The 24846-nt window shown below is 67.1% G+C and carries 21 protein-coding genes and 2 tRNA genes; 15 read left to right on the forward strand and 8 right to left on the reverse strand.

Going from position 1 to position 24846, the window contains the following annotated elements; translation table 11 throughout:
• Positions 1 to 53: 53 nt before the first annotated feature.
• Positions 54 to 2600 (reverse strand): aminopeptidase N, encoded by a 2547-nt coding sequence (pepN, locus tag AC1M2K_RS12875; protein ID WP_480241288.1) that lies wholly within the window; start codon positions 2598 to 2600, stop codon positions 54 to 56.
• Positions 2601 to 2735: 135 nt separating this feature from the next.
• Between pepN and AC1M2K_RS12880 the strand changes: the two genes are divergently transcribed.
• The 5 genes from AC1M2K_RS12880 to AC1M2K_RS12900 are packed head-to-tail and all read left to right on the forward strand — an operon-like array spanning position 2736 to position 7080.
• Positions 2736 to 3371, forward strand: a complete 636-nt coding sequence (locus tag AC1M2K_RS12880) for a mycothiol-dependent nitroreductase Rv2466c family protein (protein ID WP_480241289.1) — start codon at positions 2736 to 2738, stop codon at positions 3369 to 3371.
• Positions 3372 to 3416: 45 nt separating this feature from the next.
• A complete protein-coding gene (locus AC1M2K_RS12885) occupies positions 3417 to 3920 on the forward strand; it encodes a ribose-5-phosphate isomerase (RefSeq protein ID WP_480236737.1) in 504 nt (167 codons plus the stop codon).
• A 1-nt stretch (position 3921) separates the two neighbouring features.
• Positions 3922 to 4917, forward strand: a complete 996-nt coding sequence (locus AC1M2K_RS12890) for an Fpg/Nei family DNA glycosylase (RefSeq protein ID WP_480241290.1) — start codon at positions 3922 to 3924, stop codon at positions 4915 to 4917.
• Between the two features lie 34 nt (positions 4918 to 4951).
• Positions 4952 to 5572, forward strand: coding sequence for an FMN-binding negative transcriptional regulator (locus AC1M2K_RS12895; protein WP_480236735.1), 621 nt, complete (start codon positions 4952 to 4954; stop codon positions 5570 to 5572).
• A complete protein-coding gene (locus AC1M2K_RS12900) occupies positions 5569 to 7080 on the forward strand; it encodes an amidohydrolase (RefSeq protein WP_480241291.1) in 1512 nt (503 codons plus the stop codon). The genes AC1M2K_RS12895 and AC1M2K_RS12900 overlap by 4 nt, the downstream gene beginning before the upstream one ends.
• 68 nt (positions 7081 to 7148) lie before the next feature.
• On the opposite strand, the gene AC1M2K_RS12905 is transcribed toward AC1M2K_RS12900, so the two are convergent.
• Complete coding sequence (locus AC1M2K_RS12905; protein WP_480236733.1) at positions 7149 to 7634, reverse strand: Dps family protein; 486 nt, start codon at positions 7632 to 7634, stop codon at positions 7149 to 7151.
• Positions 7635 to 7815: 181 nt separating this feature from the next.
• Here AC1M2K_RS12905 and AC1M2K_RS12910 point away from each other — a divergent pair, with 181 nt between their 5' ends.
• From AC1M2K_RS12910 to AC1M2K_RS12920, 3 genes are read left to right on the forward strand one after another with little or no spacing between them, the layout of a single operon-like run.
• Positions 7816 to 9444 (forward strand): multicopper oxidase family protein, encoded by a 1629-nt coding sequence (locus AC1M2K_RS12910; RefSeq protein WP_480241292.1) that lies wholly within the window; start codon positions 7816 to 7818, stop codon positions 9442 to 9444.
• The gene (locus AC1M2K_RS12915; protein ID WP_480241293.1) at positions 9434 to 10843 is read left to right on the forward strand and encodes a sensor histidine kinase; all 1410 of its coding nucleotides are present in this window, start codon (positions 9434 to 9436) and stop codon (positions 10841 to 10843) included. Before AC1M2K_RS12910 ends, AC1M2K_RS12915 begins: the two co-directional genes overlap by 11 nt.
• A 47-nt stretch (positions 10844 to 10890) precedes the next feature.
• Entirely contained in the window at positions 10891 to 11559 is a 669-nt protein-coding gene (locus AC1M2K_RS12920; RefSeq protein ID WP_480236730.1) for a response regulator transcription factor, read from the forward strand.
• Positions 11560 to 11591: 32 nt separating this feature from the next.
• Here AC1M2K_RS12920 and AC1M2K_RS12925 read toward each other — a convergent pair whose 3' ends face one another.
• Positions 11592 to 15479: an SCO7613 C-terminal domain-containing membrane protein gene (locus tag AC1M2K_RS12925; protein ID WP_480241294.1), complete on the reverse strand. Its 3888-nt coding sequence runs from the start codon at positions 15477 to 15479 to the stop codon at positions 11592 to 11594.
• Between the two features lie 103 nt (positions 15480 to 15582).
• Here AC1M2K_RS12925 and AC1M2K_RS12930 point away from each other — a divergent pair, with 103 nt between their 5' ends.
• The gene (locus tag AC1M2K_RS12930) at positions 15583 to 16116 is read left to right on the forward strand and encodes a gamma carbonic anhydrase family protein (RefSeq protein ID WP_480241295.1); all 534 of its coding nucleotides are present in this window, start codon (positions 15583 to 15585) and stop codon (positions 16114 to 16116) included.
• A gap of 9 nt (positions 16117 to 16125) precedes the next feature.
• Here AC1M2K_RS12930 and AC1M2K_RS12935 read toward each other — a convergent pair whose 3' ends face one another.
• Complete coding sequence (locus tag AC1M2K_RS12935; protein ID WP_480236727.1) at positions 16126 to 16311, reverse strand: hypothetical protein; 186 nt, start codon at positions 16309 to 16311, stop codon at positions 16126 to 16128.
• Between the two features lie 2 nt (positions 16312 to 16313).
• Positions 16314 to 16387: transfer RNA gene (locus AC1M2K_RS12940), tRNA-Gly, on the reverse strand.
• A gap of 227 nt (positions 16388 to 16614) precedes the next feature.
• Between AC1M2K_RS12940 and AC1M2K_RS12945 the strand changes: the two genes are divergently transcribed.
• From AC1M2K_RS12945 to clpX, 5 genes are all read left to right on the forward strand, one after another.
• A tRNA-Pro gene (locus tag AC1M2K_RS12945) sits at positions 16615 to 16688 on the forward strand.
• 56 nt (positions 16689 to 16744) lie between these two features.
• The gene (gene tig, locus AC1M2K_RS12950; protein ID WP_480241296.1) at positions 16745 to 18094 is read left to right on the forward strand and encodes a trigger factor; all 1350 of its coding nucleotides are present in this window, start codon (positions 16745 to 16747) and stop codon (positions 18092 to 18094) included.
• A 155-nt stretch (positions 18095 to 18249) separates the two neighbouring features.
• Positions 18250 to 18837 (forward strand): ATP-dependent Clp protease proteolytic subunit, encoded by a 588-nt coding sequence (locus AC1M2K_RS12955; RefSeq protein ID WP_480236725.1) that lies wholly within the window; start codon positions 18250 to 18252, stop codon positions 18835 to 18837.
• A 28-nt stretch (positions 18838 to 18865) separates the two neighbouring features.
• Complete coding sequence (locus AC1M2K_RS12960) at positions 18866 to 19570, forward strand: ATP-dependent Clp protease proteolytic subunit (RefSeq protein WP_480236724.1); 705 nt, start codon at positions 18866 to 18868, stop codon at positions 19568 to 19570.
• A gap of 182 nt (positions 19571 to 19752) precedes the next feature.
• Positions 19753 to 21030 (forward strand): ATP-dependent Clp protease ATP-binding subunit ClpX, encoded by a 1278-nt coding sequence (gene clpX / locus AC1M2K_RS12965; protein ID WP_480236723.1) that lies wholly within the window; start codon positions 19753 to 19755, stop codon positions 21028 to 21030.
• 151 nt (positions 21031 to 21181) lie between these two features.
• Here clpX and AC1M2K_RS12970 read toward each other — a convergent pair whose 3' ends face one another.
• Positions 21182 to 23230: a M3 family metallopeptidase gene (locus AC1M2K_RS12970; RefSeq protein WP_480241297.1), complete on the reverse strand. Its 2049-nt coding sequence runs from the start codon at positions 23228 to 23230 to the stop codon at positions 21182 to 21184.
• A 62-nt stretch (positions 23231 to 23292) separates the two neighbouring features.
• On the opposite strand from AC1M2K_RS12970, the gene AC1M2K_RS12975 reads away from it, so the two are divergent.
• Positions 23293 to 24099 (forward strand): class I SAM-dependent methyltransferase, encoded by an 807-nt coding sequence (locus AC1M2K_RS12975; RefSeq protein ID WP_480241298.1) that lies wholly within the window; start codon positions 23293 to 23295, stop codon positions 24097 to 24099.
• Between the two features lie 25 nt (positions 24100 to 24124).
• Here AC1M2K_RS12975 and AC1M2K_RS12980 read toward each other — a convergent pair whose 3' ends face one another.
• Both AC1M2K_RS12980 and AC1M2K_RS12985 read right to left on the reverse strand, forming a co-directional pair.
• Positions 24125 to 24385, reverse strand: a complete 261-nt coding sequence (locus tag AC1M2K_RS12980) for a hypothetical protein (protein WP_480241299.1) — start codon at positions 24383 to 24385, stop codon at positions 24125 to 24127.
• A 10-nt stretch (positions 24386 to 24395) separates the two neighbouring features.
• Positions 24396 to 24842, reverse strand: coding sequence for an N-acetyltransferase family protein (locus AC1M2K_RS12985; protein ID WP_480241300.1), 447 nt, complete (start codon positions 24840 to 24842; stop codon positions 24396 to 24398).
• Positions 24843 to 24846 lie beyond the last annotated feature (4 nt).

The raw sequence follows: 24846 nt of genomic DNA on the forward strand, positions 1-24846 counted from the left end.
TGCAGTGGTGCGGACGCGTCCTGACCCCTGCAAACCCGGCAACTCGCGGGCGGTTACGCCTGAGCGTCGCGCTCCTGCGCCTTCATGGCGCGCTCGACCCCCGCGAGGTTCTCGACGACGATCCGGCGCAGCGCGGGCGGCTCGTCGTTCGTCTCCAGCCAGGCGACGGTCGCGTCGCGCAGCTCCGCGTTCGCGAGGGGCGCCGGGTAGAGACCCACCGCCAGGTACTCGGCGATCTTGTAGCTGCGTGAGTCCCAGATGCGCTGCAGCATCCCGAAGTAGTCCGGGATGAAGGACGCGAGGACGTTCTTGTCGCGAGCCCGCTGGAATCCGATTCCCGTCCACTGGACGATCGCGTTGGGGGCCGTGTCGGTGTCGACGACGGATGCCCATGCGGCACGCTTCGCTTCGAGGGTCGGGATCGCGGCGCGGGCGAGTGCGGCAGCCTTCGCGCCGTTCGCCGTGTTGTCTCCGGCGAGTGCGGCGTCGACGTCGTCGCTGGTTGCGGCTCCACCGGCCGTGAGCGCTGTGAGCAGCTCCCAGTCGAGGTCGGTGTCGATCTCGAGCCCGTCGAGGCTTCTCTCACCAGAGCGCAGTGCGCGGATCACGTCGAAGTGCGTGCCGGTGGATGCGACTCCCGCGAAGAACTTCACGAACTGGAACTGGGCGTCCGAGCCGGCCTCTGCACCCTGGGCGAGCTGCCAGAGGGCGTCGCCGACCTCGGTGAGAACATGTTCCCTGGCCTCAGGAGCGACGTACTGGGTCGCGGCGAGTACGAGCTGGTTCAGCGTCGTCCGGATCGTCGTCGATTCACTCTCGGTGGCGATGTTGCCGAGGACGAGTCGTATGTAGTCGCGTGCCGGCGTCTCGGCGTCGCGCGTGGCATCCCAGGCAGCGGCCCAGACAAGCGACCGCGCCAGCGGGTCTTCGATCGCGGACAGCGACTCGGTGGCCACAGCGAGGGAGGCCTCGTCGAGACGGATCTTGGCGTATGCGAGGTCGTCGTCATTGAGGAGGATGAGGTCCGGGCGCTTCTTGCCGACGAGCTCGGGAACATCCGTGCGCTCACCGTCGACGTCGAGTTCGAGCCGGTCCTCACGGACCAGCTTGCCGTCGACGAGGTTGTAGAAGCCGATGGCCAGACGGTGCGGGCGGATCGTCGGGTACTCGGGCACCGCGCTCTGCAGCACGGTGAACGCGGTGAGAACACCGGAGTCGTCCACGCTGATCTCCGGACGAAGCGTGTTCACACCGGCCGTCTCGAGCCACAGCTTGCCCCAGTCGCTGAGGTCGCGACCGGATGCCGTCTCGAGCTCGGTGAGCAGGTCGACGAGCTCGGTGTTCCCCCACGCGTGCTTCTTGAAGTAGGCGGACACACCGGCGTAGAAGGCATCGATTCCGACCCAGGCGACGAGCTGCTTGAGCACCGACCCGCCCTTGGCGTATGTGATGCCGTCGAAGTTGACCTGCACGTCCTCGAGATCGTTGATGGTCGCGACGATCGGGTGGGTGGAGGGAAGCTGGTCCTGGCGGTACGCCCAGCTCTTCTCCATGGCGTTGAACGTGGTCCATGCGCCGGTCCACTCCGTGGCCTCTGCGACGGCGATGGTCGACGCCCACTCCGCGAACGACTCGTTGAGCCAGAGGTCGTTCCACCACTTCATCGTGACGAGGTCGCCGAACCACATGTGGGCGAGCTCGTGCAGGATCGTGACGACGCGACGCTCCTTGATGGCATCCGTCACCTTCGACCGGAAGATGTACGCCTCGGTGAATGTGACAGCGCCGGCGTGCTCCATGGCGCCAGCGTTGTATTCGGGAACGAACAGCTGGTCGTACTTCGGGAACGGGTACGGGTAGTCGAACTTGGACTCGAAGTATTCGAAACCCTGGCGGGTCTTCTCAAAGATGTAATCGGCGTCGAGGTACTCGGACAGGCTCTTGCGGCAGAACACGCCGAGCGGGATGGTGCGGCCGTCACTGGAGGTGAGCTCACTGCGGACCGAGGCATACGGTCCGGCGATGATCGCCGTGATGTAGCTCGACATGATGTCGGTCGGCTCGAACGCCCAGGTCTTGCTCCCTGTGGAGGCGGGCACGGGCTCAGGCGTCGCGGAGTTGGAGATGATCTCCCAGTGCTCAGGCGCGGTCACGGTGAACTGGAACGTCGCCTTGAGGTCCGGCTGCTCGAACACCGCATACATACGGCGGGAGTCGGGGACCTCGAACTGGCTGTACAGGTAGACCTCGTCGTCCACCGGGTCGACGAAACGGTGAAGGCCCTCTCCGGTGTTCATGTAGATCATGTCGGCGTCGACGACGAGTTCGTTCTCGGCCTGCAGGTCGTCGAGGGCGATGCGGATGCCGTCGCTCACGGCGGCCGGGTCAAGCCTCGTCCCGTTGAGGGTCACCGAGTGCACGGTGCGCGTGATCGCGTCGATGAACGTGGACGCGCCGGGGGTGGCACTGAACCGCACCGTTGTCGTCGAGCGGAAGGTCTCAGGTCCTGTGGTCAGGTCGAGGGCGATCTCGTAGCTCTGGGTGGAGACGAGCGATGCTCGTTCCTGTGCTTCGGCGCGGGTGAGGTTTTCTCCGGGCAACGCTGAACTCCTTTGTGCGATGGGACGGTACAGATCGATCGGATCGTGTCCGACTTGCAAGCGTAGTCGTTCGTGTTCCGGCGCCGCCGGAGCCCCAGGGAATGCCCGGGGGCGTTTCCGTGGTTGGCTGGAGGTATGACCACCGATACCGCCGCTTCCGCCCCGACCGCCCCGACCGCCGTCGACTTCTGGTTCGACCCGTCCTGCCCGTGGGCGTGGATGACCTCCCGCTGGGTCGACGAGGTCGCTGGTCTCCGCAACCTCGACGTCACCTGGCACATCATGAGCCTCGCGGTGCTCAATGAGGATCAGGACGTGTCTGAGGAGTACCGGGCGTTCTTCCCTCGTGCCCTTCGTTACACCCGTCTCGTCGCTGCCGCCCAGGAGCACTTCGGGCAGGCCATCGTGAAGCCGTTGTACGACGCGCTCGGGATGCAGATCCACCCGGGGGAGTCGACAGATCCTGACACCGTGATCGCCCAGGCGCTCGCCGAAGTGGGTCTGCCTCCTGAGTTCGCCGAGCACTCCCTGACGGACGAGTTCGACCCGCAGATGCGTGCGAGCCACTTCGACGGGATCGGCCGCGTCGGCCAGGACGTCGGAACCCCGGTCATCGCCGTCAACGACGTCGCCTTCTTCGGCCCGGTGATCTCGCCGTCGCCGCAGGGGGAAGAGGCCGCGAGACTGTGGGATGGGGTCGTCGCTGTCGCCGCATACCCGGGCTTCTTCGAGATCAAACGGAGCCGCACCGTCGGCCCGATCTTCAGCTGAGCCGCCGGTGAGCGGTGACGGCGCCGGAAACGGCAGAATGTAACCATGCGCATCCACATCGCCACCGACCACGCCGGCCTCGACTTCAGCAAGCACCTGCAGCAGCACCTCCGCGACAACGGACACGAGGTCATCGACCACGGTCCCGCCGAGTACGACGCGCTGGATGACTACCCGGCATTCTGCATCAACGCGGCTCTCGGGGTCGTCCGTGACCAGGAGTCCGGCGTCGAAGCACTCGGCGTCGTCTTCGGTGGGTCAGGGAACGGCGAGCAGATCGCGGCCAACAAGGTTCGTGGCGTCCGCGCCGCGCTCGTCTGGAACCTCAGCACTGCGACGCTCGCGAGGGACCACAACGACGCCAACGTCATCTCGATCGGTGCCCGGCAGCATCCTGTGGAGGACGTGATCTCCTTCATCGACGCGTTCATCGCCGAACCGTTCACCGCAGAGGAACGCCACGTGCGACGGATCGCCCAGCTCGCCGAGTTCGAGACGACGGGCACGATCGCAGGCAAGGGCGTCGACGCTCTCCCAGAACGGGGCTAGCGTGCCAGAGGGCCATTCCGTTCACCGCATCGCACGGCAGTTCCGCCAGAACTTCCAGGGTCACCGGGTCGCGGTCTCGTCGCCACAGGGCCGGTTCGCGGAGGGGGCGTCGATCCTGGACGGGCGCACAGTCACCGACGTGAAAGCGGTCGGCAAGCAGATGTTCATCGACTTCGACGACAGCGTCTGGCTTCGGGTGCACCTCGGGATGTACGGTGCGTGGGACTTCGCCGGTGAGATCACCCAGGATGCCACGATCGCCTCGGCGAACGGGCGGATGGGCCAGACGAACCAGAAGGGGACCGACCTCGCGACGGCCATCCTCGACGACGCCGGCGAGAACTCGCTGCATTCGATCGGCGCACCGCGGAAGACCCGGGTACGGATGTCGGAGCAGACGAAGGGCCTCGCCGGGGACGAATGGGACACCTTCCCGCCTGAACCGGTGGGCGCCGTCCGGGTGCGACTGCTCACCGACCACGCCGTCGCCGACCTCCGCGGCCCGACGGCCTGCGAGGTGATCGACGACGCGCGTGTGGGAGAAGTGATCGCGAAGCTCGGCCCAGACCCCCTGCTCGACGACAGCACTGAAGCCGAGGAGCGCTTCACGGTCGTCGTGCGCAGGAAGCCGACACCGATCGGCCTGCTGTTGATGGACCAGACCGTCGTCTCCGGGATCGGCAACGTCTACCGTGCCGAACTGCTGTTCCGCGCACGGGTCGACCCGCACACTCCAGGCAGGCTTGTGCCTGAGGAGACCGTTCGCGCGATCTGGCGGGACTGGGCGCGACTGCTGCGGATCGGGGTCGAGACCGGTCAGATGATGACGATGGACGACCTCAGCGGCGAGGACTACCGCAAGGCGATGGCATCAAGGGATGATCGCCATTGGGTGTACAAACGGGAGGGCCTGCCGTGCCGGGTCTGCGGCACCCACATCGCGCTGGAGGAGATGGGCGCACGCAAGCTGTACTGGTGCCCGAACTGCCAGCGCTGAACGATTCGCTGAATGGTCACATCGAGAGGACCCCATGAGACAGAACCCCAGCTTCGTGCTCGGCGACATCCCCGAGCTGCGCAGGCTCATCGAACGGAACCCGTGGGTGACGCTCGTCAGCGACACGGCAGACGGCCTGGTCGCGTCGCACTACGCGGTGGTGCTCGACCCTGACCGTGACGACCTCACGATCCTCGGCCATGTGGGTCGGCCGGACGAAGCGATCCACGAGCTCGGCTCCCACGAACTCCTCGTCGTCGTCCAGGGACCGCACGGCTACATCTCGCCAGGCTGGTACGACGACAAGCCGGCGGTTCCCACCTGGAACTTCGTCGTCGCGCACCTGAGCGGGACCCCCGAGATCCTCAGCGACGAGGAGAACTTCCGGGTCCTCGGTCAGCTCGTCGAGCACTTCGAAGGCCGGATGCCTGAACCGCGGTTGATGGAGGGCACACCGGCCAACGCCGAGTACGCCGCCCGCATCAGCAGCGGAACAGTCGGATTCCGCCTGACGCCGACGAAGGTCGTCGCGAAGCGCAAGCTCAGCCAGAACCGCCCGGCCGAAACGGTCGACAGGATCATCGACCAGCTGGAGAACGGTCCGGAGTACACCAACCCCGCCCTGGCCGCTGAGATGCGCCGGGCACGACGATGAGCGAATTCCGGTTGCGGGCGTCGCGGCCGGGGTCAGGCATCCGACGCACGCTCGCCCGTGTCCGGATCGCCGGGGGAGCGGACGGCCCTGTCGACGTCGTGCTCGAAGACGGCAGGGTGGCCGATGTGAGACCGGCGGGCAGTGGACGGCCCGAAGGTGACGTGACTGCGGCGGATGGGCGCTGGATCCTGCCGGGGCTCTGGGACTCCCACGTCCACTTCACTCAGTGGGCGCAGACCTCTCGCCGGTTCGACCTCTCCGGAACGGCGACGGCGGCGGACGTTCTCGCCGTCGTCGATGCGAACACCCCAACGGGCGTCGACGAACCCGCCGTCGGTTTCGGGTTCCGTGACGCCCTCTGGCCGGACACCGTCGACCTCGCCTCCCTCGACGCCGTCTCCCACGGGCGGGAGGTCATCCTCATCGCCGCCGACCTGCACTGCGCCTGGCTGAACAGTGCAGCGTTGCTCCGGTACGGTCACGCCGGCCACGCGACCGGGCTGCTGCGGGAGGAAGACGCGTTCGCCGTGCACCGCTCTCTCGACACCGCGACGGATGCCGTCATCGACGGCTGGGCGGGCGAGGCGGCGAACGCCGCGGCCGCCAGGGGCGTCGTCGGCGTCATCGATTTCGAGATGGCGTGGAACCTCGAGGCCTGGACACGGCGGATCGCCACAGGGAACATCGCCCTGCGCACGCGCTTCGGCATCTACCCGCACCACCTCGACCGCGCGATCGCCGAGCGGCTCCAGACCGGACAGATCCTGCCGCACACGCACGGGCTCCTCGAGGTCGGGTCGCTCAAGGTGATCACCGACGGGTCGCTGAACACCCGCACCGCCTACTGCGTCGACGAGTATCCGGGGCTGGAGGGTGCGCAGCACTCCCACGGCGTGCTCACCGTCCAACCGGAGGACCTGAAGGGCCTGATGTCCCGCGCAAAGAGCGTCGGGCTCGAGTCGGCGATCCATGCCATCGGAGACCAGGCGAACAGTCATGTCCTCGACTCCTTCGCCTCCACCGGTTCCCGCGGGAGCGTCGAACACGCGCAGCTTCTGTCTTCGCGCGACCTCGCCCGTTTCGCCGAACTGGGCGTGACCGCGAGTGTTCAGCCGGAACACGCCATGGACGACAGGGAGGTGGCCGACCGCTACTGGGCTGGCCGGACGGGCCGGGCGTTTCCCCTGAGAAGTATCCTCGACGCAGGCGGGACGCTCGCTCTCGGTTCGGATGCGCCCGTGGCTCCGCTCGACCCGTGGTTGGCGATCGCGTCTGCCGTCGGGAGGTCACGGGATGGACGTGCTCCGTGGCATCCTGAGCAGTCGATCACGGTCGCCGAAGCCCTCGCGGCATCCACCAGGATCGGTTCGGCCGTCGTCCGTGCGGGCCAGGTCGCGGACCTCGTGATCGTCGACCGCGACCCGTACGCTGCGAGCCCCGACGAACTCCGGAGAATGCCGGTGGCTGCCACGATCCTCAACGGACGGGACACGTACACCGCGCTCTGACGGCATCCGTCAACGAGAGAGGGAGGGCCGCCGGTGTGGCGACCCTCCCTCTGACGTCTGTGCGTTGTCTACTTCGAGACGTGGGCGACGAGGAACCAGCGGTCCTTCTCGAGACCGCGGGCGATCTCGATGGCGACGTCCTGGCTGGTCAGGTCGATTCCGTCCAGCTCGTCGACGGCGGTCTTCACCGAGACGAGAGCTGCGTCGATCTGGGCCACGTACTCAGCGATCGTCGTGTTCGACTGCTGGAATCCGGCGGTCAGCTCGCCTGTCGTGGTCTTCGCCGCCACTGTGGACAGCCGGCCATCGACGGGAAGGCCGAGGGCGACGATGCGCTCAGCGGCGCTGTCAGCCCAGTCCTGTGCGTGGGCGACGATCGTGTCGAGGAGTTCGTGGACGCCGACGAAGTTCGCTCCGCGGACGTGCCAGTGGGCCTGCTTGCCGTTCACGACAAGGGCGGTGAGGTCGATGACGACCGGGCTCAGGAACTGGGCGACTCCCGCGGCGACGTCGGGGCTGACGGAGGTCGATGAAACGGTGGTGATGTCTGTCATGGGTGTTCCCCTTCGCTTGCGCGTGGATTGTGGTGCGCTCTTGAGAACAACGCTACTCAGGCTCCGGCATTCCGCAACCAAGACAAGGCTCGTCTTACTTCGTGTTTCCGGGGGTTTCCCCCGATCGGAGTCGGTGGGATGCCTGATGTTCCCGGGAACCGTTCGCCGGAAGGCTTGAGGCATGATCTCGACTCCCGCTCCAGCACCCCGACCAGCGCAGCCCCGGCGTCGGCGGCGCCGACTCGCCATCGCGCTCACGCTCGTGCCCGTCTTGCTCATCGCCGGCTGTGCGGCCATCGCCCTCGCCGGACCGATGATCCCTGGACTGCTCTCGGCCCAGAAGGTCGACACCGTCGGCAACGTCGATTTCAGTCGGCCACTGGCCATCCCTCCGCTTGCGCCATCGCGGGTGGATGCCGACGGCACGCGGGTCTTCGAACTCGAGGCGCAGGACGGGTATTCGGAGTTCCGGTCGGGTCAGCAGACGGCGACGCGCGGATACAACGGCGCCCACCTCGGTCCGACCCTTGTCGCGGCCCGCGGTGAGAAGGTGCGCACAGAGATCACCAACCGACTGGAGGACCCCACCACCCTGCACTGGCACGGAATGCATCTTCCTGCCGCGATGGACGGCGGCCCCCACCAGCCCATCGCGCCAGGAGGACACGCAGCGCCGGAGTGGACTCTCGACCAGCCTGCGGCGACCCTCTGGTACCACCCCCACCCTCACGACGACACCGAAGACCAGGTCGCGAGGGGACTGGCCGGGCTGTTCCTGGTGACGGATGCCGAAGAAGCCGCCCTGGATCTTCCGCGGACCTACGGGCTCGATGACATCCCCGTTCTCGTGCAGGACGTCGACCTCGACGAATCTGCCGTCCTTTCGGACGACAACCGCGGCTTCGTCGGCGCCCTCGGAACCGAACTCCTCGTCAACGGCACCTTCGCCCCGTACCTCGACGTGAGCACCGCGGCCGTCAGGTTGCGCCTCCTGAACGCGTCCACCGCCAGGACCTACAACTTTGGTTTCGACGACGAACGGACGTTCGCCATGGTGGCGTCAGACGGCGGTCTGCTCAGCACGCCGCACACCACGGACGCGATCCGGCTCTCTCCTGGAGAACGCGCCGAGATCATCGTGTCGCTCAGCGCGGGGGAGCGCCCCGTGCTCCGATCCACCGAGCAGGACCTCGGGATGCCGGACGATCTCGCCGGACACAACGGGGGCGCAGACCGGTTCGATGTCCTCGAGCTGCGCGCCGGTCCCGATCTCGTCCCGGCAGCGCTCGTCCCCGACAGCCTCGCCTCGATCGAACCGCTGCGCGAGTCGGATGCCGTCGCCACGCGGAGTTTCACCCTCGACGGGTTCACCATCAACGGGGAAACGATGGACATGGACCGTATCGACGAGGTCGTCACCGCCGGTAGCACGGAGACCTGGGTCGTGCGCAACGGCATGGTGATGCCCCATAACTTCCACGTCCACGACGTGCAGTTCCAGGTGGCATCCGTCGGAGGGGACGACCCGCCCCCGGAGCTGGCCGGCTGGAAGGACACGGTCTACCTCGCCCCGCAGGTGGAGTACCGGCTCGTGATGCGCTTCGGCACCGACGGTGACCGCGATTCTCCCTACATGTACCACTGCCACCTGCTCTGGCACGAAGACGCCGGAATGATGGGCCAGTTCCTGGTCGTGGAACCCGGCGACACCGTCGAACCGGGCGAACACGACTCCACCGAAGACCACACCGACACGCAGCCAGGCGGCTACGGGCCACGACAGACAGAAGGAACCGATCATGAGCACTGAGAACCTCGAGCTGGACACCCGCCCGGCTCCGATCTCTGGCACGCTGGGCACCATGGAACCCGAGCCACCCGCACAAGCGCCAGAGGCGCGCCGGGGATACGGCGGGCTGTGGCGAGGCGTTCCCCGTGAGCTCGGATTCCTGCTCCTCACCATGCCGATCGCCATCCTCGGGCTGGTAATCATGTCCAGCCTCTTCTCCACAGGGCTCGGTCTGCTCGCGATCGTCGTCGGCGTGTTCGTCGTCGTCGCCACGCTCTACGTGGCACGGGCGTTCGGCACCCTCGAACTCGTCAGGCTCCGCGCGGCAGGGCGCCCAACTGTCCCCACGCCGGAGTGGCCGCGAGCCGGAGCTGACGCCGGATTCTGGCGGACCGCGCTTGGCCCCGTGGCCGACGGCCACTACTGGACCTACCTACTGCACGGCCTGGTGATCAACCCGATCGTGAGCGTCGCGACCTGGACCATCACCATCGTCTGGGTCTCGGTCGGTCTCGGCGGCGTCAGCTACTGGTTCTGGTCGATCTTCCTTCCGCGAGGGGACCGTGAGTTCTACCTCAGCGAGTGGGCATTCGCGCTTGCCTCGAACGGCCGCCCCCTCGGCATCGATCCCGCCGTCGCCGACTCCATCGCCCAGTTCGTCCTCGGCGTGATCTTCCTCGCCACCCTGCCGTTCATCACCCGCGGCCTGACCACGCTTCACCACACGATCGCACGCGGGCTGCTGTCGCGGTGGAGCAGCGACGACCTCCGCCGTGAGGTCGCGGCCCTGGATGCATCGCGCGGCGCCGCGGTGCAGGCCGAGGACCAGTCCGTCCGGCGGCTCGAACGCGACATCCACGATGGCCCACAGCAGCGTCTCGTGCGCCTGCAGATGGACCTCGCAGCGGCCGAACGCCGGCTCGACACCGACCCGGATGCCGCCAGGACACTGATCGGTGAGGCCCGGCAGCAGGCCCAGGCGTCGCTCGAAGAGCTCCGCGCGCTGTCCCGCGGCTTCGCTCCGCCGATCCTCGGCGACCGGGGGCTGGTGAGCGCCATCGAGTCGCTCGCCACGGTGAGCACCATCCCTGTGACCGTCACCAGCTCGCTCGAACCCGGCCTGCGGTTTCCAGCAGAGATCGAAAGGAACGGCTACTTCATCGCCGCCGAACTCGTCACCAACGCCTCGAAGCACTCCAGGGCGCGATCCGTGACGGTCGACCTGTCCGTCGTCGCAACCGAGAACGGCCGGATGCTGACCTTCATCGTCTCGGACGACGGTGTCGGAGGCGCCCGAATCGTCGACGGACACGGCCTGCAGGGGCTTCGCGATCGCCTGCAGGGGCTGCGCGGCTCACTGACGCTCGACAGCCCCGTCGGTGCGGGGACGCGGGCGACCGCATCCGTGCCGCTGGCCTGACCGGCTCACCCCGGTCCGGTCAGGCGCCCCGGCCCTAGGCTGGGGGCGTGACTCAACTGGATGCGCAACGAGGCCCGATACGGGTGGCGGTGGCCGACGACTCTGTGCTGCTCCGTGAGGGCCTCGTCCGGCTGTTCGACGAAGCAGGATTCTCCACGGTCGGCTCATACGGCGACGGGGACAGCCTGCTCGCCGGACTCGCCGGGACCGCACCGGATGTCGTCGTCCTCGATGTCCGGATGCCTCCCGGCTACCGGGACGAAGGCGTACGCACCGCCCTGGAGATCCGGCGCACGCACCCGGGGATCGGCATCCTCCTGCTCAGTCAGTACGTCGAAGGCGCGTACGCGGACGAGTTGCTCGGTGCGTCATCCGGTGGTGTCGGCTACCTGTTGAAAGATCGCGTCGCGTCGCTCGAGGAACTGCGCGAGGCCGTCACTCGGATCGCTTCGGGCGGAACGGTGCTCGACCCGCAGGTGGTCCACCAGTTGCTCGCGCAGCGCCGGGACCCGCTGGCATCCCTCACCCCGCGTGAGAGCGAGGTGCTCCAGCTCATGGCAGAGGGGGTCACCAACCAGGGCATCGCCAGGCGGCTCGTCGTCGGGGTCGGCGCCGTGGAGAAGAACGTGACCGCGATCTTCGCGAAGCTCGGGCTCGAGGCGTCGGCGTCCGACCATCGCCGGGTGCTCGCCGTGCTGCGCTACCTGAGGTCCTGAGCGCCAGTTTCTTCGCGGGCCCGAGACCGGCGTCAGCGCAGCGAGGACACTCCGCGGGCCACGGCCTTGAGGTCGCGGATCCGGCTTTCGTATGTCGCGGCGAGGATGATGAGTATCACGCCTCCGATGCCCGCCCACAGCCACCACGGCACGCTGCCGTACAAATCCGAGATCCAGGGCCAGAGTTGTGCGAGCCCGTGGAGGACAACGACTGCGGCGCCGATCAACGTCGGAGCCTGCAGCTTGAGCGCCAGCCCGGCACCGAGCACGACGAGGGCCACGACGCCGAGCGCGACGACCCGCCACAGCTCGTTCGGACCGAAGTCGGCGGCGAGCGGCGGGAGCAGGAGCAGCGCAAGCCCTGGTCCGAGTCCCGGCCACGAGCCTCGACGTTCGTCCCGGCTGAGTCGGACACTTCCGCCGAGAAGGAGCGCCATGGCGAGCGGGACGGTGGCGAGTTCGAACGGGTCGGCGGAGCCGGTCACGAGGATCGTCCCGCCGAGGACGGCGCCGGACGCGATCGACACCCAGCGCAGGGCCGGGCCGAATTCGTCGCGAAGGGATGCCGCAACGATGTACCCGCAGGTCACGAGGAGAACGGTGACCGCGCGCCAGGCATCCGTGCCCGCCGTGAGGAGGACGATCGTGGTTGGCAGCGAGACGACGACCACCGATGCGATCATCGCGGCGGTGGCGAAGGAGGAAGGCGTGCGCGCCCTGGTGTGCCAGAGGACGCCGCCGGTGGCGAGAACCAGGGCTGCGCCTGCTGACCACCACTCGAACGGCAGCGAGGACGCGGTGGGGTTCAGCGAGGTGCGACCGATCCCGACGATGGCGGCCGCGCACGCGCCGGCCAGCCAGAAGACGGGTCCGCCCTGGAGCCCGCGATACACCGGAGCCACGAGCGACCCGGCGACGACGAGGATCGCGGAGACGACCAGGACGAGAAATCCTCGAATCGGTGCCGCGTCGGATGCCGCGATCGCGCTCGGGCCGAGACCGACGAGAAGCGCAGACGCGAGCAGGAGGGTGCGTCCGTTCCCGGGACCGGTGGTTGGGCGCCGCAGCAGGGTGAGTGCGAGAAGCGCCAGGAGGAGTCCGGCGACCGGCAGGGTGTAGTACTCGACGATGGTGGCGTCGGCACGCGCGAGACCCAGCCACAGGCCGGAGACCGCGAGGGGAAGTCCGAGCCACGCGACGTGTCGTCTCGGCGAGTTCCCGGCGACGATGTCGCCGTCTCCGCTCGCAACGAGCACGGGTGTGACAGCCAGGAAGACGAGAGTGAGCCAGCCGAGCTCAGGGCGGAAGAAGACCGACGCGATCACGACCGCCGCAGCGAAACCGAGGGAGACATCCCACGCTATCCGTGCCGGATGAGAGCCGGCACTGCCGTCCCGTCGACGGAAGAGAGGGGGCGCGATCGCTGCGAGAGCGACGGTCGCCACAGCGAGCACGACGCCCGTCGTCGTGGCCGGGTCGAGGCCGGAGGGGAGGTCAGGACCGAACTCGGTCCATGCAACGCCGACGGCCCAGACAGCGGCCGCGGGTGCGGCCGCAGCGGCCACGTATCGCTCGGCCCAGTCGGAAACCCGCCCGCCAAGCTGCCAGACCAGCCCGGCGGCGACGGTAGCCACCAGCGCCACCAGGTGGGGTATCGGGTCGCTCCAGATGCTGAGCTCGGCGAGCCCGATGCCGACGGAGACCGCCGAGACTGCGGTGATGACGGCGGCTTCGGCCCGGGTGAGGCGTTCGGCGGCAACGACGACTCCGACGGCCAGGAGAAGCGCGGAGACCGTCATCCACAGCGGAGGAATCGCGGCGGTCACCGTGGTGCCCGTGACGACCTCGAACCAGGTCGGGACGAGTCGGGCGCTGACGATGAGCGCGATCACAGCAGAACCGGTGGCAACGGGCGCGAGGACCGCTGCCGCAGCGGGAGCGACCGCACGCACGCACACCTGCCTCGCCGCCGCCAGGAGGATCACCGACGCGACCGCGGTCACCGGGAAGGTGGCCGTGCTGGTCAGCCCGATCGTGCCGAACGCGAAGAGGGCGACGGAGAACACGGTGCAGACGGCGACACGCAGAGAACCGGGCGGCAGCACTGCAAATGCGACGAGCAGGAGGGCCGCCAGAATACCGAGGCACACTGCGGATGCGACCGGCTGGCCGATCACGGCGCTGACGGCGACGAGCCCGAATCCGCCGACGATCGCGGGGAGCCAGACCATCTGCCGGGCAAAGCCGAGTGCGGAGAGTGCAGCGAGAGCGAGTCCCGAGACGAGGAGCAGGCCGAGTGGCGCTCCCACGTCGAGCGGGACCAGCGGGTTCGGCGGAGTCCCGAACGCGGACAGGCTGAACGGGCGGGTTGTCGCGCCCCAGGCGGTGATGGCGGCGGAGTACACGATGGATGGACCGGTCGCGAGCGCGGCAAGGCTGAGGGGCAGGAGGGCGGCCAGACGCAGCGCAGGGACGAGCCGCGTGAGTCCGGGGATGCGGGCGAGCAGTGCCACGACGACTGCAGCCGATGCCGTCACCGTCGCCGGCAGCCAGAACACGGCGTCATCGACACCGCCGCGGAGAAGGAGGGACAGCCCTGCCGCCGCAGCTGCGAGGCCGAGGCCAATCGCGGCAAGCGCTCCCCAGCCGTCCAATCGCGCCGGCCGGACCGCATCCTCACCGGCAACGGCCTGGCCGACAGGCGCCACAGCCAGGGTCAGGAACCAGACCGAAGCGACGACGGTGAACGCGATCGTGCCGCCGGCGTCGAGGTCGGGGAATGCTCCGAACGCGCAGAACGTCGCCCAGGCGGCCGCGAGCATGCCTGACGCGCGCAGGATTCCCTGTTCCACGCGGCGCCGCACCCTGGTCCAGACCAGGGCGCCGACACCGACGGCGGTGAATGCGGCCCAGGTCCTGGTCCAGGGATCGACGTCGGCGAGGACGCCCTGAACGAGGGCGAACCCGGCAACGGGCCCGAGCAGGGCCGCGGACAAGGACAGGGTCCGCAGAGGCAGCGCCCGCGCCGCCAGCGCGAGGAGCCCGGTGAGCAGGCCGATCGAGAGCCCGGCGTAGAGCCAACCGTCGAGCCGGTCGGATCCGAACAGGCCGTTCGCCCTGACGATCCAGAGGTCGAGGAGGAAGAGCACCACAGCGAGCGCAGCGATCCCTTCAGCCGTTCCCTGCAGACGTCGGCGGGAGAGCAGGACGGCCACGCCGAACACCGCGACGCTCGCCAGCCCGGTGAGGATCGACCGCACTTCGAGACTGGCGATGAGGTAGGCGAGCAGCACGAAGAAGAGGGCCATGATCGAGACGAGGATCACGCCAACGGTGAGCATGAGGATCTGGATGCCGCTCCGTCGCGGTCGCGCAGGCCCGGCCTGTGGCGCGCCCATCGGTGTCATCCCAGCCGGTGGGGCCGCGAACATCGGGGGAATCGGCTGGGAAGGCGCGAACTGCGCTGCTGCGGGAGCCGGCTGGGGCACGGACGGACCGGGCGTTCCAGGCACTGGGGCGAACGCCGCCGTGACGAACGGGTCGCCAGCGGGTGCCGCCGGCGGCAGGATCGGTGCGTGACCGGGGCCCGAAGGAGTGAACCCCGCTACGGGTGCCCCGTGGTCGGGACCGGCATGGCTCACCGATCGCGCACCCGCGGCCATGCGCTCCGCGAGGAGACGCTGTTCCTGCTCGACGCGCATCCTGCTGATGAGCCGCTGTCTGGCGGCCTCGGCGGTGGCGACGGCCGTTCCGGCGGCGAGAAGGTCGCCTGCGGCGGAGACTCCGAGGTCGAGGCCGCAGTTGGCGCACACCGTCCTGCCGAGCGGGTGGAAGCACGCCGGGCAGACCGTCGTGTCGGTGAGGAGCGACGCGTCCGCCGGCCACCTGCTGAGGCGACGCGGGTCCTGGAATTCGGGCATTGCCCCATTCTGTCGGAGCCGCGCGCACCGCAACCGCCCCTTTCGGGGTTGGGGAAGCCGGGCTCGGGCTGTGGAGGAATTTTGCGCCGGATAGGGTGTCGCCATGACAGTCCAGGACTCTTCATCGATCATCAGACTCTCCGGCGTTCCCGGGCCACACACCGACGGTGCGTTCGTCGCCCCTGGGGCCCGGGTGATCGGCAACGTCACCCTCCAACCGTCGTCGAGTGTCTGGTACAACGCCGTGCTCCGCGGCGATTACGCCGCGATCGAGCTCGGAGAAGGCAGCAACATCCAGGACGGCGTCGCTGTGCACGTGGATGCCGCCTGGCCGGTCCGAATCGGACGAGACGTCTCGGTGGGCCACAACGCCGTCGTCCACGGATGCACCATCGGCGACACCGTGCTGATCGGGATGGGCTCTGTCGTGCTTTCCGGCGCCGTCATCGGCGATGAGTGCCTCATCGCGGGGGGAGCGGTCGTGCTCGAAGGGACGGTGGTGCCGCCGCGGTCACTCGTCGCAGGGGTCCCGGCGAAGGTGCGCCGGTCGCTCACCGATGACGAGGTCGATGGCATCCGTCAGAACGCGGCGCGGTATGTGGCAAACGCTCAGCACCATGGCGAACCGGCCGAATGAGGAACGCGGCTAGTCGGAGCCGTACTTCTTGACCCACCGCCGGTGGGATGCCATCGCCGTGCCGAGGCAGACGGCTGAGGCGGCGAGCAGGAAAACGCCGACGCCGAAGCGGCCGGTACCCATCGCGAAGCCTCCGACGACGAACAGGACCACACCTGCTGTCGTCCACAGCGAATAGGCGCGGAGGATTTTCATATTGGAGGGGCTGACGAGAATCGAACTCGCATCATCTGTTTGGAAGACAGAGGCTTTACCACTAAGCTACAGCCCCGAATCCGACGGGTCTCCGCCGGAGTTTCGTATTCAGTTGTTGGTCGGGCGACATCCCGACGCCGGAAGACCGGCACCCGAATATCGTAGTACACGTTTCGGGTCGCCTCGTGCCGCTGATGCCCGAGGCGGAATTTTCGGAGCGGCCGTGCATTAGACTGTCGGAGGCCTTCCACCTTGATGCATCGTTTTGCTTCGGTGTGTGAGTCCACCACCGGTAGGTGCTACCGGGGCGTAGCTCAGCTTGGTAGAGCGCCCGGTTTGGGACCGGGAGGTCGCAGGTTCGAATCCTGTCGCCCCGACAAGTCCGTACTCCTCAGCTCGAGGAAAAATCCACTACACAGGAGAACACACCAACGTGAAATCCACGGTCGAAAAGCTCAGCCCCACCCGAGTCAAGCTCGCCATCTCGGTGACGCCTGAGGACCTGAAGCCGAGCATCACCCACGCATACGGCCACATCGCCGAACAGGTCAACATCCCCGGTTTCCGCAAGGGCAAGGTTCCGCCGGCGATCATCGACCAGAGGATGGGCAAGGGCGCCGTCCTCGAGCACGCCGTCAACGAGAGCCTGGACGGTTTCTACCGCGCCGCTGTCGAAGAGCACAGCATCCGCACCCTCGGACGGCCAGAGGCTGACATCGTCGAGTGGCCCAGCGACAAGGACTTCTCCGGAGACCTTCAGCTCGCCATCGAGGTCGACGTTCGCCCCGAGATCACGCTCCCGGCCTACGACGACATCACCATCGAGGTCGACGAGGCCGAGATCACCGACGCCGACGTCACCGAGGAGCTCGACAAGCTCCGCACACGCTTCGGCACGCTCATCACCGTCGACCGCCCAGCAACCACCGGTGACTTCGTGCAGATCGACCTGATCGCCACGATCAACGGCGAAGAGGTCGACAACGCGTCAGGCATCTCATACGAGGTCGGCTCAGGCGACCTGATCGAGGGCATCGACGAGGCGCTCGAGTCGCTCACCGCCGGTGAGGTCACTACGTTCAGCGCTCCGCTGCTCGGTGGAGACCACGAGGGCGAGAACGCCGAGATCACCGTCACCGTCAGCGCCGTCAAGGAACGCGAAATGCCCGCCGCAGACGACGACTTCGCTCAGATCGCCAGCGAGTTCGACACTATCGCCGAGCTGACCGAGAGCCTCAAGGAGCAGGTCGCGCGCCAGAAGGCCTTCGGCCAGGGCACCGCCGCTCGCACCAAGCTGCTCGAGAAGCTCGTCGAGCTCGTCGAGATCCCCGTTCCGGAGAAGCTTGTCGAAGACGAGGTCCACCGTCACCTCGAGGGCGAAGGTCGCCTCGAAGACGACGAGCACCGCGCGGAGGTCACCACCTCCAGCGAGGCCACGTTCAAGCAGCAGTTGCTCCTCGACACCATCGCAGAGGCCGAGAACGTCCAGGTCAGCCAGGACGAGCTCACCCAGTACCTGATCCAGGGCGCTGCGCAGTACAACATGGAGCCGGGCGAGTTCATCAAGGTGCTCGACGAGAACGGTCAGATCCCGGCGATGGTCGGAGAGGTCGCCCGTAACAAGGCACTCGCCGTCGTCCTCGCCAAGACCACCGTCGTGGACACCGCAGGCAAGGCCGTCGACCTGACCGGCTTCGTGCCGACCGAGGAAGACGACGCAGACGAGGCAGCGACCGACGAGGCCGCCGCTGACAACGCCGACGAGAGCTCGACCGAGAAGTAACCTTTTTCACACGCACGGATGCCCCGGGGACGACTCCGGGGCATCCGTCGTTAACGGACACGGCGGCACGTTATCTGCCCACGGCGAACAGAGCAGTTCCGGTGCGTTGGCTCCGATAGATTCGATTACACGCAACAACTGAAATGGAGCGCGACATGGCCGAACTGACACTGCCCAACAGTGTTTTTGACCGACTGCTGAAGGATCGCATCATCTGGCTCGGCGCAGAGGTCCGCGATGAGAATGCGAACGAGATTGCTGCGAAGCTGTTGCTGCTCGCGGCTGAAGATTCCAAGCGGGACATCTACCTGTACATCAACTCACCCGGTGGCTCGATCACGGCCGGCATGGCGATCTACGACACCATGCAGTTCGTCCCGAACGACATCGTCACCGTCGGTATCGGCATGGCGGCATCCATGGGTCAGCTCCTGCTGACCGCAGGCACGAAGGGCAAGCGATACATCACCCCCAACGCCCGCGTCCTGCTGCACCAGCCGCACGGCGGCTTCGGCGGAACGTCCAGCGACATCCAGACCCAGGCGCAGCTCATCCTCGACATGAAGCGCCGCCTGGCAGAGATCACCGCTGCGCAGACGGGCAAGACCGTCGAGCAGATCAACGCCGATGGCGACCGTGACCGCTGGTTCAGCGCGCAGGAAGCCCTCGAGTACGGTTTCGTCGACCACATCCGCGAGTCGGCCACTGACGTCGCCGGCGGCGGCGGAACCGACGCAGACTAAGCGTCGAGAGATCAAGAGGACAGAACATATGGAAACCCCGACCTTCCGCGCCGCAGGCAACTTCGCAGCCACCGCGGCTGCCATGCCGAACTCGCGCTACATCCTGCCGAGCTTCGAAGAGCGCACCGCCTACGGCTACAAGCGCCAGGACCCCTACGCCAAGCTGTTCGAGGACCGCATCATCTTCCTGGGTGTCCAGGTCGACGACGCATCTGCCGACGACGTGATGGCGCAGCTCCTCGTGCTCGAGAGCATGGACCCCGACCGCGACATCGTCATGTACATCAACTCACCGGGTGGCTCGTTCACCGCGATGACGGCGATCTACGACACGATGCAGTACATCCGCCCGCACATCCAGACCGTCGTGCTCGGCCAGGCGGCTTCAGCCGCTGCCGTCCTCACGGCTGCGGGAACCCCTGGCAAGCGCCTCGCGCTGCCGAACGCCCGTATCCTGATCCACCAGCCCGCCGTCGGCGAGGCCGGCCAGGGCCAGGCATCCGACATCGAGATCCAGGCTGCCGAGATCCTGCGCATGCGCGTGTGGCTCGAGGAGACCCTGTCCGCTCACTCCAACCGGAGCGTCGAGCAGGTCAACAAGGACATCGACCGCGACAAGATCCTGTCGGCGGAGCAGGCACTGGAGTACGGACTGATCGACCAGGTCCTCACCAGCCGCAAGCACCTGCCGACCCTCAACAAGACGGCAGCAGGAGCCATTGCGTCCTCCTGATCGAAGCTGAGCGACACGGAGCCGGGGGAGACCCCGGCTCCGTTTTTGTGTCCCGTGCGGAGTATGCCCAGAGCGAAACCCACGGGGGGTTTCCGACACCCGGTGACCCGCTTGCGACGCGATGACACCGGTTCGGGTTAGGCTCAAGTCAGGCAAACGGCCAGCAAGAGGAGTGTGGACTGATGGCTCGAATCGGTGAGAGCGCCGACCTGCTCAAGTGCTCCTTCTGCGGAAAGAGCCAGAAGCAGGTTCAGCAGCTCATTGCGGGGCCTGGCGTGTACATCTGCGACGAGTGCGTCGAGCTGTGCAACGAGATCATCGAGGAGCGCCTCGCCGAAGCAGGCGAAGCCGCCGCTCCCGATTTCGAGCTGCCGAAGCCCAAAGAGATCTTCAACTTCCTCGAGGAGTACGTCATCGGCCAGGAGGCAGCCAAGAAGGCCCTCTCTGTCGCCGTCTACAACCACTACAAGCGGACCCGCGCACGCACGTCGCTCACCAGCGCCGATTCGATCTCAGACGACATCGAGATCGCGAAGAGCAACATCCTGCTCATCGGTCCGACGGGTTGCGGCAAGACCTATCTGGCCCAGACGCTCGCGAAACGGCTCAACGTTCCGTTCGCGGTCGCGGACGCCACGGCGCTGACCGAGGCCGGTTACGTCGGAGAAGACGTCGAGAACATCCTGCTCAAGCTCATCCAGGCCGCTGACTACGACGTCAAGCGTGCGGAGACCGGCATCATCTACATCGACGAGGTCGACAAGATCGCCCGCAAGGCCGAGAACCCGTCGATCACCCGCGACGTCTCCGGCGAGGGCGTGCAGCAGGCGCTGCTGAAGATCCTCGAGGGCACGGTCGCGTCCGTTCCCCCTCAGGGCGGGCGCAAGCATCCGCACCAGGAGTTCATACAGATCGACACGACGAACGTGCTGTTCATCGTCGCCGGTGCCTTCGCCGGCCTCGAAGAGATCATCTCGTCCCGCGCGGGCAAGAAGGGGATCGGCTTCGGCGCCCCTCTGCACTCCAAGGGTGACGACATGAACCTGTTCAGCGAGGTTCTGCCCGAAGACCTGCACAAGTTCGGACTCATCCCCGAGTTCATCGGGCGCCTTCCCGTCGTCACCACCGTCACGCCACTCGACCAGCACGCGCTGATGGAGATCCTCACCGTCCCGAAGAACGCCCTCGTGCGCCAGTACCAGCGCATGTTCGAGATCGACGGTGTCGAGCTCGAGTTCGAGCAGAGTGCGCTCGAGGCGATCGCCGACCTCGCGGTGCTCCGCAAGACCGGTGCACGCGGCCTCCGTGCGATCCTCGAAGAGGTCCTCGGCCCGGTCATGTTCGAGGTGCCGTCGACCGAGGAGGTCGCCCGCGTGGTGATCACCCGTGCGTCCGTGCTCGAGAACGCTGCGCCGACGATTGTTCCTCACAAGGCGCGTCGCCAGGAGAAGTCGGCGTAACGTCGGTCCGCCGCCGCCGCCGCCCGCGTGTGGGCGCCGTTTGGAGTGCTCGCCGGCTTGCAGCCGAATTGCCCCAAAGGGCTGTTCAACCCGCGCCGTAACGACCTTGTGGGGCGAATCGGGAGACGGCAGAGGCGCGGGAACTCGCGCCCTACCCGGCGAGTCCGCGGCGGGCGAGCAGCGGCTCGATGCGGGCGTCGCGCCCGCGGAAGTCCCGGTACGCCTCGAGCGGGTCCTTGCTGCCGCCGACCCCGAGAAGGAGCGACCGGAAGCGGTCGCCGTTCTCGCGCGTCAGGCCGCCGTTCTCTGTGAACCACTCCACGGCATCCGCGTCGAGCACCTCACTCCAGATGTAGGAGTAGTAGCCGGCGTCGTAGCCCCCGGAGAAGGTGTGCGCGAAATAGGTGCTGGAGTATCGGGTCGGCACGGCCGGGTTGTCGAGCCCGGCCTCCGCGAGGGCATCCGCCTCGAACGCGGCCACGTCGGCGACGGTCGTTTCGGCGCCGATGCGGTGCCAGGCCTGGTCCAGGATCGTAGCAGCCAGGTATTCGCTCGTGAGGAAGCCTTCATTGAACGAGGCGGAGCTGAGCAGGTTGTCGACGAGGTCCTGCGGCATCCGTTCGCCCGTCTCGTGGTGCACCGCATAGTTCGCGAGGACCTCGGGCCAGAGCATCCACATCTCGTTGACCTGGCTGGGGAATTCCACGAAGTCCCGGAACACATTCGTGCCAGCGAACCGCGGATAGGTGACCCGGGCGAACAGCCCATGCAACGCGTGGCCGAACTCGTGGAAGAACGTGGTGACCTCGTCGAAGCTCAACAGCGTCGGCTGACCGGCGGCAGGTTTGGGCACGTTGAGGTTGTTGACGACGACGGTGGGCTGATCGAGGAGGCGGTTCTGCGAGACAAGCGGGTTCATCCACGCGCCGCCGCGCTTCGAGTCACGGGTGTACAGGTCGAGAAGGTACAGGCCGACCGCGGTCCCGTCCTCATCGTTGACCTCGAAGACCCTGACGTCGGGATGATAGGCGACCAGGTCGGTCCGCTCCGTGAATCGCACACCGTAGAGGCGTTCGGCGGCAAAGAAGATGCCGTCCCTGAGCACTCGTTCTGCTTCGAAAAAGGGCCGCATCGCGGCCGTGTCGACGGCGAAGCGGGCGGTGCGCACCTGTTCCGTGAGAAAGGCCCAGTCCCAGCTCGCGACCGTGAACGCTGTGTCTGCTGCGTCGGCCACGGCCTGCAGATCGGCTTGCTCGGCGCGGGCGTTGGCTGCTGCGGCCGGGGCGAGCGACCCCAGCATGTCGGCGACGTTCGCCGGGTTCTTCGCCGTCTGGTCCGCCGTGACGAACGCAGCGTGCGAATCGAAACCGAGCAGGCGGGCCCGCCTCGCACGGAGCGCGCTGATTTCGAGCACCAGGTCCCGGTTGTCGAAGTCTCCGCCACGGATGCCCCTGGCGCGTGAGGCGCGCATGATCCGTTCGCGCACCTCGCGGTTGGTGAGGCTTGCCAGGGCGGGATGACCGGTCGGGAGCACGAGAGCGATCAGGTAGCGGCCGTCGAGTCCACGCTCTCTGGCCGCTTCGGCCGCCGCGGATATCTCACCTGCCGTGAGGCCATCGAGTTCGCTGACATCGTCGATGACGACGGCAAGGTCGTTCGTATCGGCGAGGAGGTTCTTTTCAAACCGGGTGGTCAGGGTCGAGAGGGTGCTGTTGAGGGCACGGAGTGCTCCCTTGTCGTCCTTCCTCAGGCCGGCGCCGGCCAGCGTGAACTCGGTGTAGTAGCGCTCGACGAGGTAGCGGGACTCGGCATCCAGTTCCAGGGTGTCCAGTCGCGCGTGCAGATCGGCGATACGCGCGTACAGGTCCGGGTCGAGACGGATGGCGTCGTGGTGGGCAGACAACAGCGGCGCGATCTCCTCCTCCAGCGCGGTGGTGACCGGATTCGAATCCGCTGAGCTCTTGTTGAAGAACACGTGGCTGAGCCTGTCGAGGGTCTGGCCGGAGCGCTCCAGCGGAATCATCGTGTTCTCGAAAGTCGGAGCCTCGGCTGACCCGGCGATTGCAGACACTTCGGTCCGTTGTTCGGCCATTCCCAGTTCGAATGCGGGCCGGAAATGCTCGTCGCGGATGTCGGCGAACGGAGGCAGCTGATACGGCAGTGGACTCGGGCTGAGGAACGGATTCGATGCGTCAGACATCCCACCACCTTATGGGTGACATCTTGCACGGCGCTCCCTCGGCGCACGCCTAGGCTGGATGCATGGCAACAACCGAGCGCTACACGCACGGGCACCACGCAAGCGTACTTCGCACCCACAGCTGGCGCACCGTAGACAATTCCGCCGCCTACCTGGCCCCGTACCTCACCCCGGGGGTGAGCGTTCTCGACGTCGGCAGCGGTCCAGGGACCATCACCATCGACATCGCGACCCGCGTCCAGCCGGGAGCCGTCGTCGGTTTGGACGCGTCAGCGGAGGTCTGTATCCAGGCGTCGACGCTTGCCCGCGACAGCGAGGTGCTCAACGTCGACTTCATGGCAGGGGATGCCTACGCGCTCGACTTCCCGGACGACTCGTTCGACGTCGTGCACGCGCACCAGGTGCTCCAGCACGTGGCGGACCCTGTTGCGGTGCTCAAGGAGATGCGTCGGGTCGTGAAACCGGGGGGCATCGTCGCTGCGCGTGACGTCATCTACGGAGCCGCCGCGTGGTATCCGTTGATCCCCGGCCTCGAGACCTGGATGCGCGTCTACCAGGCCGTCGCCCGCTCGAACCGTGGCGAACCGGATGCCGGTCGATCTCTGAAGTCCTGGGCTTTCGACGCGGGGTTCACCGACGTCGAGAGCAGCGCGTCGATCTGGTGCTTCTCCAACGCCGACGACCGCGACTGGTGGGGGAGCGCCTGGGCAGAACGCGCGCTCAAGTCGAGCTTCGCACCTCAGTCGCTCGAGAGCGGCTCAGCGACGCAGGACGACCTCGAGGAGATCTCCGCCGCCTGGTCCGAGTGGGTCGCAGACGAGCGCGGCTGGTACGCCATGCCCCACGGCGAGATCCTCGCCCGCAAGTAACCGACGGCAGATGTCCGCCGGGAGTTCAGGCGTCGTCGTCCGTCGCGCCTTCGTCGTGCTGGCGGATGGTCGCCGTGTCTGCGACCGGATTGTACGTCACGACGGTGCCGTCATCCAGTTCGATGATCGGCATCCGTTCCAGCCAGGTCAGCGTCCACCGCCAGCCGCGAGCGTCGACATCGTCGGCTTTCAGTTCGTCTTCGACGGTCCGAACGGCGGCGACGACGACCTCGGGGAGCCCGGTCGGCGGTGTGTCGCCGACGCTCCAGCGCGTGCCCAGCTGCATGATCGCTCCGTCAGACGGTGAGGTCGTATGTGACCCACGACGTGCGCTCGGCGAGCTTGTCGTACAGAACCTGGGCCTCTTCGTTGTCAGGTGCGGTCACCCAGCGGACGATGCCGGAGTGCTGCTCGGCCGCGACGTCCTTGACCCGGCCGATCAGCGCCGTGCCGATCCCGTTGCCGCGTTCGTCCTGGGCGACGAAGAGGTCGTCCAGGTATAGGCCGGTCCCGCCGGCGAGCGGGCGCGCGAAGGTGCGGTAGTGGGCGAGGCCCACCAGGCTGCCGTCGTCCTTCTGCGCGACGAAAGCGGAAAGCCCGTGGGTGCCGGCGGTCAGCCAGCTCCAGACGAGGAGTGCTTTTTCGTCCGGGACGGGTGTGCCGTAGAAGTCGCCGTAGTCAGCGAACAGCGGTAGCCAGTTAAAGAAGTCGCCGTCGCGGACGGGACGGATCTCAAACGTCATTGTT

It is taken from the genome of Mycetocola sp. Y171 (assembly GCF_056713165.1).

Excerpts from the sequence above, each read along its gene's own strand:
- AC1M2K_RS12895 (WP_480236735.1), top strand. The coding sequence starts at position 4,952 with ATGAGACAGAACCCCAGCTTCGTGCTCGGCGACATCCCCGAGCTGCGC.
- AC1M2K_RS12905 (WP_480236733.1), bottom strand. The coding sequence starts at position 7,634 with ATGACAGACATCACCACCGTTTCATCGACCTCCGTCAGCCCCGACGTC.
- AC1M2K_RS12885 (WP_480236737.1), top strand. The coding sequence starts at position 3,417 with ATGCGCATCCACATCGCCACCGACCACGCCGGCCTCGACTTCAGCAAG.
- AC1M2K_RS12910 (WP_480241292.1), top strand. The coding sequence starts at position 7,816 with ATGATCTCGACTCCCGCTCCAGCACCCCGACCAGCGCAGCCCCGGCGT.
- AC1M2K_RS12980 (WP_480241299.1), bottom strand. The coding sequence starts at position 24,385 with ATGCAGCTGGGCACGCGCTGGAGCGTCGGCGACACACCGCCGACCGGG.
- AC1M2K_RS12955 (WP_480236725.1), top strand. The coding sequence starts at position 18,250 with ATGGCCGAACTGACACTGCCCAACAGTGTTTTTGACCGACTGCTGAAG.
- AC1M2K_RS12985 (WP_480241300.1), bottom strand. The coding sequence starts at position 24,842 with ATGACGTTTGAGATCCGTCCCGTCCGCGACGGCGACTTCTTTAACTGG.
- AC1M2K_RS12970 (WP_480241297.1), bottom strand. The coding sequence starts at position 23,230 with ATGTCTGACGCATCGAATCCGTTCCTCAGCCCGAGTCCACTGCCGTAT.
- AC1M2K_RS12925 (WP_480241294.1), bottom strand. The coding sequence starts at position 15,479 with ATGCCCGAATTCCAGGACCCGCGTCGCCTCAGCAGGTGGCCGGCGGAC.
- AC1M2K_RS12900 (WP_480241291.1), top strand. The coding sequence starts at position 5,569 with ATGAGCGAATTCCGGTTGCGGGCGTCGCGGCCGGGGTCAGGCATCCGA.
- AC1M2K_RS12960 (WP_480236724.1), top strand. The coding sequence starts at position 18,866 with ATGGAAACCCCGACCTTCCGCGCCGCAGGCAACTTCGCAGCCACCGCG.
- AC1M2K_RS12975 (WP_480241298.1), top strand. The coding sequence starts at position 23,293 with ATGGCAACAACCGAGCGCTACACGCACGGGCACCACGCAAGCGTACTT.
- AC1M2K_RS12880 (WP_480241289.1), top strand. The coding sequence starts at position 2,736 with ATGACCACCGATACCGCCGCTTCCGCCCCGACCGCCCCGACCGCCGTC.
- AC1M2K_RS12915 (WP_480241293.1), top strand. The coding sequence starts at position 9,434 with ATGAGCACTGAGAACCTCGAGCTGGACACCCGCCCGGCTCCGATCTCT.
- AC1M2K_RS12935 (WP_480236727.1), bottom strand. The coding sequence starts at position 16,311 with ATGAAAATCCTCCGCGCCTATTCGCTGTGGACGACAGCAGGTGTGGTC.
- AC1M2K_RS12930 (WP_480241295.1), top strand. The coding sequence starts at position 15,583 with ATGACAGTCCAGGACTCTTCATCGATCATCAGACTCTCCGGCGTTCCC.
- clpX (WP_480236723.1), top strand. The coding sequence starts at position 19,753 with ATGGCTCGAATCGGTGAGAGCGCCGACCTGCTCAAGTGCTCCTTCTGC.